The 13,102-nt window shown below is 68.3% G+C and carries 9 protein-coding genes; all 9 read left to right on the top strand.

Features of this window, described 5'->3' with window-relative positions:
- The first annotated feature begins 173 nt into the window (after window positions 1-173).
- The 9 genes from FW784_RS08165 (at window position 174) to FW784_RS08125 (ending at window position 13,083) form a co-directional block, all read left to right on the top strand.
- Entirely contained in the window at window positions 174-3,773 is a 3,600-nt protein-coding gene (locus FW784_RS08165) for an N-acetylmuramoyl-L-alanine amidase (protein WP_149352852.1), read from the top strand.
- 6 nt (window positions 3,774-3,779) lie between these two features.
- Complete coding sequence (locus tag FW784_RS08160) at window positions 3,780-4,772, top strand: hypothetical protein (protein ID WP_205123580.1); 993 nt, start codon at window positions 3,780-3,782, stop codon at window positions 4,770-4,772.
- Window positions 4,772-5,032, top strand: coding sequence for a hypothetical protein (locus FW784_RS08155; RefSeq protein ID WP_149352851.1), 261 nt, complete (start codon window positions 4,772-4,774; stop codon window positions 5,030-5,032). The genes FW784_RS08160 and FW784_RS08155 overlap by 1 nt, the downstream gene beginning before the upstream one ends.
- Window positions 5,029-5,796, top strand: coding sequence for a hypothetical protein (locus tag FW784_RS08150; protein ID WP_149352850.1), 768 nt, complete (start codon window positions 5,029-5,031; stop codon window positions 5,794-5,796). Before FW784_RS08155 ends, FW784_RS08150 begins: the two co-directional genes overlap by 4 nt.
- Window positions 5,793-7,220 (top strand): S8 family peptidase, encoded by a 1,428-nt coding sequence (locus FW784_RS08145; RefSeq protein WP_149352849.1) that lies wholly within the window; start codon window positions 5,793-5,795, stop codon window positions 7,218-7,220. Before FW784_RS08150 ends, FW784_RS08145 begins: the two co-directional genes overlap by 4 nt.
- Before the next feature lie 320 nt (window positions 7,221-7,540).
- Window positions 7,541-9,301 (top strand): hypothetical protein, encoded by a 1,761-nt coding sequence (locus FW784_RS08140; RefSeq protein ID WP_149352848.1) that lies wholly within the window; start codon window positions 7,541-7,543, stop codon window positions 9,299-9,301.
- 28 nt (window positions 9,302-9,329) lie between these two features.
- The gene (locus tag FW784_RS08135; RefSeq protein WP_149352847.1) at window positions 9,330-10,391 is read left to right on the top strand and encodes a hypothetical protein; all 1,062 of its coding nucleotides are present in this window, start codon (window positions 9,330-9,332) and stop codon (window positions 10,389-10,391) included.
- 83 nt (window positions 10,392-10,474) lie between these two features.
- The gene (locus tag FW784_RS08130; RefSeq protein ID WP_205123579.1) at window positions 10,475-11,800 is read left to right on the top strand and encodes a hypothetical protein; all 1,326 of its coding nucleotides are present in this window, start codon (window positions 10,475-10,477) and stop codon (window positions 11,798-11,800) included.
- Between the two features lie 20 nt (window positions 11,801-11,820).
- The gene (locus FW784_RS08125) at window positions 11,821-13,083 is read left to right on the top strand and encodes a hypothetical protein (protein WP_149352846.1); all 1,263 of its coding nucleotides are present in this window, start codon (window positions 11,821-11,823) and stop codon (window positions 13,081-13,083) included.
- Window positions 13,084-13,102: the final 19 nt, after the last annotated feature.

The raw sequence follows: 13,102 nt of genomic DNA, 5'->3' as shown, positions 1-13,102 counted from the left end.
GATCTGCCGTGGTACCGGCGACCGCCGCCCCGCCACCGGCGTCCGCCGCGTCCCCCAACACTGCCGGAACCAGCGCGGCGCCTGCTGCACCCGCGCCAACCGCGCCCGTCACCTCGCAGGGCGTGCGCGCCAACGGCCCCGGCGAGCCCTACGCGCAACACGGACGGTCGCAGGTGAGCGCACCCCAGCGCGACCGTTACGACGACGGCTTCGGCCCGATTGCCCCCGCGAAACGTCCGCCACAGGCGAACACGTCGACGGCGTCGCCGGCTCGCGCGATGCGCGTCGTATCCAGCTACTACAGCCCGAGCGACCCGCTGGACGCGCTGCGCACGCAGATCGGCTTCTTCGCCGGAAGCCTGCAGTGGCTGGTCGGCGTGGAAAACACGACGGTGATGCCGCACAGCGCGATCTGCCAGGCGCGGCGCGTCGACGGCAGCCCCGAAGGCGCGCAGCACGGGAGTGCGTTCTTCATCGCGCCGAACCTGCTGCTCACGGCGGCGCATGTCGTGGATGGCCAAAGCGAGCTGATCATCGTCCCCGGCAAGAACGGTGCGGGCACCGCCGGTGCCAACGAGCCGTTCGGTCGCTTCCGCGTCACCGCCGCGGACATGGTCAAACACCCGTCGTACAACGCGTCGAGCCGCGACTTCGACATGGCGCTGATCCGCGTGCCGGCCGCCAATGCGTCGCCGAACTACTTCGCGCAGGTCGAAGAACTCACGCAATCGCGTCCAGAAGGCGTGGTGGTGTCCGGCTATGCGGCGTACTCGGATCCGCAGGGCGTCATCGACAGCATCGTCAACGCGACGATCGATGCCGACAAACAGCACATGCATGGCGGCTTCATCCGCACCCTGCCCAGTGACGAAACCTTCGACTACGACCTGCAGTCGCTCGGCGGCACCAGCGGTTCGCCCGTCTACTACATCGAAAACGGCGATACGCCCTGCACGCACCTGGTGGGTGTGCACGTCGCGGGCTCGAGCGACACCACCAACCTCGGATGCCGTATCACCCCGGCCAAGCTCGCGTGGATCCGCCAGAAGGCGGCGGCATGGAGCCAGGCCCTTACGTTCTCGCTCGGCGCGCGCGCGCTGTCGGACGACGCAGAAAATTCGGGCGACACCGGCTTCGACGCTGCCGACACCTACGAACAGGTGACGGAACCGGTCGAAGCGGACGTCGCCGAGGCGCAGGCGCTGCGCACGCGCGCGCTCACCGCGCCGACACCCGACTATCCCGGCGCCAGCCGATTCGTGCCGGCACACCCGCGCAATTTCCACACAGGCCGTCGCGCCGGCGCCGTTGTCGATCGCATCGTCATCCACATCACCGCGGGCGGCCCGCGCATCGATGGCACGATCGCCTGGTTCCAGGACGGCGTACGCCGCGATCCCGCCACCGGCAAGCAGGCTGGGCCAAGCAGCGCGCACTACATCGTCGGTCGCGATGGCGAAGTGGTGCAGATGGTCCGCAATGCGGACACCGCGTACCACGCGTCGACGGCCAACAGCCGCAGCATCGGCATCGAGCACAACGCCAACAAGCCGTACCGGCTCAATCGTCGCGACCTGCCCCCGACCATGGAGCAGTACCAGGCCTCCGCGCATCTCGTCGCATGGCTGTGCGCACAGTACGGGCTTCCGCTCGATCGCACCCACATCATCGGCCACATCGAAGCGACGCCCGGCGACAACCACGACTGCCCGTCCTCCTACTGGGACTGGGACACCTACATGCAGTGCGTGCAGTTGGCAGCGCAGGCCCAGGCGCAGAACAGCTCGACCGGCGCGGCTCCCGCAACGTCGCAGGGCCTGCGCAATGCGCCCGTCCGCGCGCAGGAGCTGATCACGCCGTACTACGACCCCTCGAATCCGGCGTCAGCACTGCAATGCACGAACGACGCCTTCAGCCAGCAGCGGGAGGAGTGGTACGTGGGTGTGGAAGACACCTCGGCTTTCCCGCATTCGGCCATCTGCTACCTGCGAATGACCGCGCCCGACGGCGCCGCCTACACGGGCACCGGCTTCTACATCGGGCCGAACCGCATCCTGACCTGCGCACACAACCTGTCCGGCATGAGCACGGTCCAGATCGTGCCCGGCCGCAACGGTGCCGGCACAGCGCCGTTCGGCGAAGCGACGTTGGATTCGACGCAGTGGCGCGTGGCGCCCCGATACGCCGGCGACGGCGATTGGAACAACGACCTCGCAGTCATCGACAACGCGCCGATCGCGGCGCCCAACGGTGCGTTCTTCCGTTTCCTCGACGCCACGCCGGCCAGCTCGATGCCGCTGGCGGTCTGCGGCTACTCCTCGGGTTCGCACCTGCATCCGGAACTCGGCGCCGTCGCCGACCGCAACAAGCAGCACCTCCACGGCGGGCACGCGCAGGGCCAGGCCACGCCCGACACCATCGATTACGACATCCTCGCCGTGGCGGGTGCCAGCGGCTCGCCTGTCTACACCGTCCGCGACACCGGCAACGGGCTTCAGGCCTTCGTCTGCGGCGTGCATGTGACGCGCGGCCCGATCGACTCGACTACCGGCGGCGCGCGTGTCAACCGCGGCTGCTTCATCACGCCGCAGAAGATCGACTGGATCGAAGGCCGCGCCACCACCTTCGCGTACACGGGAGCGCGCGCGCTGTCGGCCGATGGCGCCGAACACCACGTCACGCTGGTGCCGCAGCCGGACAAGAACGCGTGCTGGGCGGCGTCGATGGCGATGCTGAAGTCGTTCCGCAGCGATGCCTCGTTCGACCCCGAGGCCTTCGTCCGCGAGGCGGGCGGTTCGCTGGCCACTTCCTACGGCTGGGACCAGCTGCGCCGCGTGCGTGACCACTACGGCTTCCGCGAGATCGAGCAGCCGTCCAACGCCAGCCTGTTCCACACGCCGACGCAGTGGTCGCAGTGGCTGCGCGACTTCGGTCCGTTGTGGGTGGTAATCGTCGGAGCGCCGCATGCAGTGGTCGTCTCCGGCATCCGCGGCGACCTCGCCAACCCGGCGGCCACCGAGGTCTACGTCCTCAACCCCTGGGACACCACGACCGCGTTCGACAACGACCCCGTGGCGTTCAACCCGCCGAATCGCGGCCACGAGGGCTGGATGCCGTTCGAGGCGTTCGCCGCCGACTTCGGCAACATGGCCGAGCCCGACTACGGCAACTGGCGCGTGCTGCACCTGCCCGCCGCTGCGGCGCAATCGCAGTCGCTTGGCGCGAGCGCGGCCATTCGGCTGGCCGCCCCGCCGCCGTCCCGTGGGCTGGCGCTGGGCGATGCCACGCCCGAAGCGATCGAACCCTCACGGGTACCCGGCACGCGCATGAGCGTGGTGCGCGGCAGTGCCGCCGGCAGCCGCTGGACGCTCGACCAGCTGGAAGGTCGCAAGGCCCCGCAGTCCACGGCTCCAGCTGCGAGCACGCTGCAGCCCACGAACGTGGTGATCGATCTCGGGGAATGGCCCGCGCTCGAAGGCCACGCCGCGCCGCTGCCACTGACCGTGCGCTTCCACAGCGACGTCGACGGCTCAGTGGGCGACGTCGCCATCACCGCCGGCACCCCGACGCAGCTCGGCTACGGCGTCGACGTCACCGCCCGCATCGACGACGCACCCGATGCCGACGGCGTAGCCGCGCTGACCGTGCGGATCGACGTGCGCTTCAGCGGACTCGCGCAGGGCGCGCCGGCTGCACGCATCGACCTGCGCCTGCTCGGCAACGGCCGCTACGAGCGCAGCAATCGTTGGACCGATACGAGCCTGGCGGCCTGACACGCCATGTCCGCGCGCCCCACCAATGGAACGGCCAGCCGCGGCGGGATCTTCCCGCCCGGCATGTCGCGCGACCCGCAGGGTCGCATCGCGCCCTCGTACGCACTTGCGAACGCCGATGCGCCGGCGGCCACGCCGACGACGCCGGCAAAGCCGCAGGCCAGCGAAACGATCGCGCGCCGCGCCGGTGCGATGGTCGATGAGATCGATTTCCCGGGCTTCGTCGCGCAGCTGGTGCATGGCACGTTCGACGCGATCGTCGATGCATCGATCCGCCAGATGGAGAGCTATGCGGACCTGGTCAGCGCCTGCGCCAAGACCGTCGACGAATTCACGGAGGCGAACGTCAGCATCAACCAGGCGCGCGACTGGCTGGCGACGCGCTATCCGGGCGACGTCGCGCTGTTGCTGCCGGACGGCGCCGACCGCCACGAACCGCAGGTCGCGCCGCGCGCGGAGAACCTGCAGCCCGCGTGGCTCTCCGATTACGGCGCAGACGGCGAAGAGCTGACCACGGAGCTGCTCGAACAGCGCGTGGTGCCGCAGGTGCGCAGGAACATCGGTGCCGAGCGCCACCAGTTGCTGTCCACGATGGTGCTGATGGGCCTGAACCGCGTGGCGGTACGCGACGGCAGCATCAGCGCCAAGGTGATGTTCCGGGCGGCCGCGCGTGACGCCGCCGGCGTGCAGTACGCGACGTCGAGCGATCCGAAGTCCGTCAACAACTGGGGCGAGCGCGGCTCGCAGAGTTATTCCGGCCAGAGCTCGACGATGGTCTCCACGCTCGCGGTCAACGCGCAGAACGAATCTAGCGTGCGCGCCGACCTGTTCGGCGAGGTCAAGCTCAACTTCGTCAGCGAGACGATGCCGCTGGACAAGCTGGTCGACCCCGTCAAGGCATCGCTGGTGCAACGCCACGCGCCCGCGCTGCGCGCCGCCACACCGGCCGCGCCGACGGCGCCCGCCGCAACCGCGACAACGGCTACGGGAGGCGTGTGATGCTGCGCGAACTGCACCGCCTTCTTGACGAGCTGCACGACGGCGTCAACGCCATCGAACTGCAGGGCGGCGTGCGCCTTTCAAACGTCGACATGACGTTGCCACTCGAGCTGCGCCCGGTGTTCCGCGGCGGCGGCTGCGTACTGCTTGCGGACGTGCCCCGGCAGCGTGGCGTCGATGCCTGGATCGCCAGCCCGTCGAAACTGGTGATCGGCTGGAGCGCCGAAGGCGCAACGGTATCTCCGGAGCACGCGGCATGAGCGCGCAGATGCCGCCGCTGGTGCAGGAGTCGGGCGTGCCTTTCGACCTGTTCATCCAGGCGCTCACCGAGCAGCTGGACAAGGCGCAGGCGTCGATGGCGATCAAGGCCCGCGTGGCACGCATGCCGCTCACGTTCGCGGTCAAGGATGTCTCGATCGACCTGCGCGCGTTCGTGCAGATGGTCGACGACGAAGTATTCCTGCGCCCCGCAGGCCCCGGCGAATCCGAGGCGAGCACGGTCAGGCTCGCGTTGACCACGATCACGAAGGCGATGGTCGAGGAGAACGCAGTCGACTTCAAAGCCGAGGACCCGAAGTTCAACCTGAAGGAGGCGCTCGGCGACGGCATCTCCGACGACGAGCAGCGCCGCCTCGAACGCATCGGCGTGCGCACGATCACCCAGCTCAACGAACTCAAGGCCACGGCCGGCGCGGACGTCATCGCCCGCCTGTCGCGCATGCCGGTCAACCGTCTGCAGCAGGCGATGCTGCGGGCCGCGGCGCCACGCGTGACGCGTGTCGATCGCAGTGGCGACGGCGATCGCGTGCACCTCAATGCTCCTGGCCTGCGCAGCGGTCGGCTGCCGGTGGTCCGTGCCGCCGGCAGCGCCGTACCGGTCGTCGCCGCGCGCGACGGAGAGATCGTGCTTGCGCCGATGGCGATGCAACTGGGTTGCGAGGCCGAGGTCGACTTCGGCGATGGCGAGTCGGCCCGCGTGCATCTAGCGGAAGGGCAACTCGGCCGCTGGGAGACGGCGCCATGAACGCGGGCACGGTTCCGGGCCGCCTGTTGCTCACGCTGAAACTCGGCGAATTGCCCGAACACGTGCCCGGCCTGCGCGCGGTTTACGGCTTCGGCACGTCGCCGGCGGAATATGTCGACGGCGGCATCATCGATCGCCTTCTGCGCCACCACGGTGGCGCCATGCGGGTCACACGGCTGCACAGTGCGCGCGTGCGTCGCGCCGAGCGGGACGTCGTCGGCGCCCGACGCTTCGACGATGTCGAACAGCTCAGCGGCGTGGCGCGGGTGTTGCGTGTCGAAGTGCGCGACAGGGACCGCATGCGGCCGCTTCTCGAGGCCTTGGCGGAGTTGCCCATGGTCGAGCGCGTCAGCGCGGACCATCTGTGCCACGTGCCGTTCGACTCGCCCGCAGTACCCAGCGACGCCCATCACCTCGGCGATGCCGCGCGCGCACAGGAACTTATCCGCCTGCCGAAAGCGCTGCAGCTGGAACCGGGCGACCCGGCGATCCTGGTCGGGCTCGCCGATACCGGGGTCGCCCTGCACCACGCCGAACTCGCCGCACGCGTGCGGCCGGGCTTCGACAGCGTCGACCTGGACCCCGACGCCGTCGGCGGACTGACACTCGTCGGCGACTTCCGCCAGCGCGGCCAGCGTGCCGACGACGATGTCGGCCATGGCACCGGTTGCGCCGGCATCCTCGTTGCGCGCGGCGCCGACATGCCTGTCGGCAGCGCCGGCCTCTGCGGCCTCACGCCGGTACGCGTGCTCGGGGCCGCCGTCGGCCCGGATGGCAAGCGCTTTGGCGTAGGTGCGCTGGATAACATCGACATCGGAATGAAACGGTTGATCGACCTCGGCGTAAAGGTCATCAACATGAGCTTCGGAACGCCGGACTCGCTGCTTGCCGGTGATGCACCGCGGCCGCACGAGGAAGTGATCCGCTACGCGGTGGCCCGCGGCGTGATCCTGGTCGCCGCCAGCGGGAACTCCGGGCTCGAAGAACGGTTCTATCCCGCGGCACACGAAAACGTCATCGCCGTCGGTGCCGTGGATCAGTCGCTGAAACCGACGTCGTTCAGCACGCGCGGCGCGCACGTCGCACTGTGTGCGCCCGGGCGCGACATCGTCACCTGCAGCCTCGACGGCTACCAGCGTGCCACCGGCACCAGTTTCGCCGCCCCGTTCGTGGCCGCCGTGTGCGCGTTGATGGCATCGCGCGCCGAGCGACGCGCTTGGCCGCTGACCGGCGAGGACTGCAAGCGCCTGCTCACGGCGAGCGCGCGGCCATTCGGCCATCCGGGTATCACCGGCTGCGGCCATGGCGTGCTGGACGCCGCGGCCGCACTGAACGCACTGGATGACGATATCGACCTGAACCTGCGCGACGCCGATGCCGGCGAGACGCGGACTGAGCCTTCCCCCGCGCTCGCCGCGGCCTGACGCCCGAGGACACTGCGATGGCTACCAAGAAGACTGGCAAGACGGCGGCGCCCGGCTCGAAACGAAGCCGCGGGACATCCGGCGACGGCAGCACGGCACGCGCGAAGAAGGCCGGTTCGTCCGCGACGGAAAAAGCACGCATCGCATCCGAGATGCGCAGCGCCAATGGCGACGCCCGCCCAGGCCGCCCTGCGCCCGGCCGCGGTGCATCGCCCGACGGAAGCGCGACGCGACCAGAACCCACACCCCTGCCCGATGCGGCCGCAGCCGCGACAGGGGCATCCCGCAGCACCCACACACACCACGACGAGAGAACCGCCATGAACCGCATCCTGCTGGTCGATCTCGGCGAGCGCGAGCACAAGACCCGTGAGGAATTGCGCGGACGCCAGCTGAAGTTTGAATCCATCCTCGCGAACAAGAACCTCGAGGGCCTGAGTCCCGCGCAACAGCGCGAGTACGCCGCAATCAAGAAGACGCTTGCGAGCGACCTGACCGCGGACCCGTTCTATCGGGTCGTTGCGGAAACCGTGACGCAGCGACCGTGGGACCAGCTGGCCGACGCCAACGAGTTCGTCCACGAGTACGGCCTTCTCGGCAGTCAGCGTTCCCCCGCAAACCTGCTGAAGCCACTGCAGGAAGGCGAACGCGAGCTGGCGGGAATCGCGGGCCTGCTGCAACTGGACAACCACGTCGACCCGACCCGGGACCGGGGCGCGTTGGTGCGGGATGTCAGCACCGCGCAGGGCGAGTACCGCGCAAACCGGGCGCTGTTCGACGCCGCCTTCGCGCAGCTCTCCGACCAGTACAAAGTGTCGTTGCAGTCGCAGATCGACGCCGGATTGATCGACGCCGACATCCTCGGTTCGGAGTGGCCCGGGGACAATCCGATCGAGCGCCGCGACGCGGTCAGCACGGACCGGCCCTTCCGGCCGAACGGCAAGGACATGGTCTGCGCGCTGTCGGCGCGCAACGTGGCCGCGCTGGTCAGGCGCATGGCCGCCAACGGTGTCACCGCGAACGATCCCTGGCTCGCCAGCCGCATCCAGAACGGCTACGACATGCAGTCCGGCGTGATCGAAGGCGCGCCGATCTCCTCGACGGAGATCTCGCTGCCCGAATTCGACGACGCCACCGACCAGGTCGCCGTGCGCGAGAACCTGCTCGGCGCGCAGGCCGTTGCGTTCGCGGCGCATTGCGAAGACATGAACATGTTCCAGGTGGTCGAGAAGTGCGTCGACCTGTTCCGCACCGGCCTGCTGCCGATCAGCCGCGGCAAGGCCGGCGACTACCTCTACAGCTATCTCAAGAAGTCGTCGGAGCGAATGACGCAGAACGAACGCCTGGATCTGTATCGGCAGGTGCTCGGACGCAACGAGGGCGACCCGTCCGGCCCGGGCAACCCCGAGTTCAAGGAGCTGTGGCTGCGCTTCATCGCCGCGGTGTCCAACTTCGGCCGCCAGCTTTCCGTCGATCGCATGCTGCGTACCAATGTTCCCGTTTCCGTCTCGCAGGAACAGGTGCGCAAGGCGGGTCGCGACCTCGCGGCCAACCTTTCGGTGCACAGCTTCGGAATCGTGCGCTTCGCTGCGGCCGAGCTGCAGCAGACCATCCTCGAGTTCCGCGACGTGCTGTCCGACCCTGAACTTCGCGGCTGCGTCGGCGCGCGCGACATGTGGCAGTTCATCGACCAGATCAATTCGAACTATCTGGGCGGCCTGCGCAACACGCACCAGCACCGCACGCAGGCGCGTGCGAGCGCAGTGGTCATCCGTTGGCTGGCGAACCACAGCGATCGCCTGTCCGGGCGCTATGGCGAAGTCATCAGCGTCAATGCGCTGACCAGCCCGCAGTTGAGCGGCAGCGACCAGCCCATGGTCGACCCGAACGATTGGGACCTCGTGCAGGCCTGCGAGCAGTGGCTCGCCGTCGGCGGCGTGCAGGAAGCGAGCATCGAGCAGTACTCGCAATCGGTGGAGTCGCCCGTCATCCCGAGCCGCCCGATGAGCAATGGCAACGGCCTGCCGCCCGAGGCGCGCGCGATTCTCGAACAGGCCGGCATGAGCCTGCCCGCGATGTGACCCACATGACCGCTTCCGGAGCCCTGCCATGAACGTCGCCCCCTACCCCGGGCAGGCCGCTGCGCGGCCGGTCAAGCACCTCGTAAAGCAGTCCCTGCAATCGGCCGCGCGCACGCTCGGAACGCGCGATCCGATGCCGTACCTCGACGACCTGATCAACCGCACGTTCTACCTGCCCGACGACGACTACTCGTACGCACAGAACTCGCTGGCGCCGGGCGCCGTGCCGTACGAGCCGTCGTTCTCCGAAACCGAGCCAAGCAAGCTGCGCTTCACCATCGAGCCGCTCGGTCCGAATGCGACGCCGATGGCGCGTCGCGACGAAGCCACGCGCGAAATGCGACGGCTCGTTTCGCCGATCTTCGGTCGTGATGCATTGAAGTGGTTCGATTCACGCAGCGAGGAATGGCGTGGTTTCGGTGGGCTGTCGTGGATGAACTACGGCGCCTGGTTCGGCAGCGCGTTCGACGAGGACGGCCTGTATGCGGCCAAGGTCTACTACGAGTTGCTTCCCACGCAGATCGACGCGCTCTCGCCGGGGCTGGCCAACCTGACCCGGCAGGTCATGAGCGAAATGCCGAACCTGATGCCGATCTTCACCAGCATCGGCTGCAAGCGCGACACCGGCAGCCAGCGCGTGACGTTCCTGCATCGCGGGCCGATGGCGGTGGCTGCCCTCGGGCCGCTTATGAACCGGCTCGGCATCGGTCACCAACTGCCCAGCCTGATGCGAATCGTCGGCGTCGCACTGGGCGGCCGATTCGAACTCCCGGCTGGCGGCGTGCTTGTAGGCGTGCGCGACACGCAGGACGGCGCCGAACTCAAGCTTGAAGTGCTGCTGGCTGCGATTCCGGATCTTCCCTCGCGATTCCTGGACCTTTTGAAACTCGGCCTGTCCGAGCGCCCGCGACAACTCGCCGCGCTCACGCGCTGGCTCGACGCCTTCGGCATGGATGCCGGCGACGAAGGCCACTTCTCGGTGCTGAGCATCCGCGTGAACCCGCAGTCGCCAGCCCGCATCAGCCTGTACGTGCGGCCCATCGAATTCGAAATGCGTGACGCGCTCGAGGACGCGCGCGCCCTTGCATAGCGCCGCGCCTGCGATTGCTCCCCGAACCCCACACGCGTAAGCACGCGACGTTGCATCGCACGCCGATCCATCCGGAGCCCGCCATGTCCACCGCCCGCGCCTCGCTGTTTCCACCCGGCTCGCGCACCTACACGCCACCGGCGCCTCCCACCGACGCGCGAACGCCGGTGCGCCAGGCCGTGCGGAACCTGCTGGAAGCAAGCCCGGCGTTCCATCAGCTGACGCCGGACGCGCAGCGCAGCCTCGCGCAGGGCATGGTGCGCATCGGCGAAGAAATGGTCGCGCCGCGGGGCGACGTCGCCCGGCCCACGCCGCAGGTGCGGGCACTGGCCGGCGACGGCAGCAGCCCGCACGCGCCACCCCCGACCCCGAAGTTCGACGCACAGGGCGCTCGCGAAGGCGCGGCGGTGGCTGGCGCGCTGCTGCAGCAGGTCAACTTTCCCGAGTTCTGCGCCGGGCTGATCAACGGCGTGTTCCATTCGATCGTGCAGTCGTCGATCGAACAGATGGAGGCGTACGCCAAGCTCGTCGCCGACGTCTCCAAGAGCCTCAACGATTTCCGCGACGAAAACACCACGCAGAACCAGGGTCGTGATCACCTGGTGCAGAACTTCCCCGACGTGTTTCAGCTGCAGACGGGGGGCGACGATCCGTTCGCGTTCGGCTCCGGCTCGCTCGCGGACGCGCCGGCGGCACCGCAACCCCGTGTTGTCGTTCGCGAAGGCATCGACGAACCCGCGGCGATCGCCCGCATCAACCAGTCGCTGCCGCTGGAAAAGCCCATCGAATCGCTCGATGACGAACTCGCCGAAGCCCTGCTTGTGCCTGCGGCGCGCACGCAGATCGCCAGCGGTCGGCAGCAACTTCTCGCGACGATGGTGATGCTCGGGATAAACCGCATCGTGGTCACTGACGGCGAGCTGACCGCGAAAGTGATGTACGACTTCCAGGCGCGTGACAACTTCAAGTTCAAGAACACCGCGCAGGCATTCGACTACGGCGAAGCCAGCGTCAATACCGAACAAGTCGCGAACGGTGCCATCGTCCGCAGCGGCCCCAGCACGACCATGACGCGCATGCCTGACGGACGCGTGGTCGAACAGCGCCGGGACGCGAGCTTCTACACCAAGGGTGACTACAAGAGTGTCAGCCAGCCGCTGATCACGCTGCAGTCCGTGACGCAGACCCAGGGCGACGCGCAGCTCACCGCCAAGGCGTCGCTCGCCGGCACGATGAAAGTGAAATTCAAGAGCGATTACCTGCCGCTCGAGAAACTGGCCAATCCCGAATCCATCGCGGCGATCCAGATGAATGCCCAGCCGGGCATGGTCAAGACGCTTGCCGCTCGACCCGCGAGCGGCGCGCCCTCGACGCCTGCCGCCGCGCCTTCGCCGGCCCCCGCCGCCTGATTCCGCAACGGAGCCTTCCCATGTCCGCCGTCGCGCCACGCCTTCCCCGCAGCGAACCCGGTTGGTTGGGCGATGCCACGCTCGACGTGGTGCGCCCGCACGTGCGGCGCCTGCTGCAGTCGTCACCGGGTTTCCGCGCCTTGCCGCCGGACGAACAGCAGGAGATCGCGCGCAACATGGTGCGCGTGGCGTCGTACATGGCTAACCCCGACGACCTCGCGCGCCAGGAGTTGGGTCCCGCTGGCGGCGTGCTCGCGCGCGGAACTCCGGCAGCCGCGTCGGCGCCCGTTGTTCGTGCGCAGGGCGCCGATGTGCGCGCACTCGACGCCGTCGAGAAGGCCAAGAACAAAGCGTCCGACAAGATCGGCGTTGCAGCGGGCGCGGATTTCGTCGATGCGTCCACCAGCAAGCTCGGCGCAAACGCCAAGAAGCTGATGGAAGCTGTCGACTTCCCCAAGTTCGTCGGCGGCCTGATCCAGAACGTGTTCCAGGCGATCGTCGACGCCACCATCCAGCAGATGCGCGCATACGCGGAGCTGCTGAAGTCGGTGTCGCAGTCGGTCAACGATTTCGCCCAGGACAACATCAGCCTGGACAACGCGCGTGATTACGTTGCCGGCAAGTTCCCGGACGCGATGCGCGTCCAGAAGAACCCGGACGGCGGCGGCAACATGCTGGCGATGAAGGACGTCGACGACCCGGACGCGGCAATGGCGCGCATCAATGCCGAAATCGGCCTCGCGCAGCCGGTCACCGACATTTCCGACGCCGAGCAGGAGGCGCGCTTCGTACAGGCCGCGCGCCTGCAGATGGCGCGCAGCCGCCAGCAGCTGCTGTCGTCGATGGTGATCCTCGGCATCAATCGCATCGTGGTCACCGACGGCCAGATCAACGCTAAAGTCGTGTTCGACTTCCGCGCCAGCGACGAGTTGATGCGCGACGCGCAGGCGGGGCTGACCGACACGCAGTCGAGTTACAACCGCAACAAGAGCGCCGCCGGCGTCCATTTCGGCTGGGGCGCGGCGGGCTCGGTGAACGAGAACGTGCAGCGGCACATGACCACGGTGTCTTCATCAGTCGACGAGTCGTCCGAGTCGAAGCAGGACATGAAGGCCAAGCTGACCGGCGAAGTACGCGTGAACTTCAAGAGCGACTACTTCCCGATGGACAAGCTGGCATCGCCCGCGATGATCGCGGCGATCCAGGGCAATTCGACGCCGGTCGACCCCAACGCGCCGCCGCGTCCTGCTGCGGGCGCGGCAGCCACGCCGGCTCCGGCCTGACGCCGCCATGCGCCTTGCA

The organism is Cognatilysobacter lacus, assembly GCF_008274655.1.
GTDB classification, from domain to species: domain Bacteria; phylum Pseudomonadota; class Gammaproteobacteria; order Xanthomonadales; family Xanthomonadaceae; genus Cognatilysobacter; species Cognatilysobacter lacus.
Note: the sequence above shows the minus strand (reverse complement) of the source record. Positions and strands in the feature narration are given on the sequence as shown.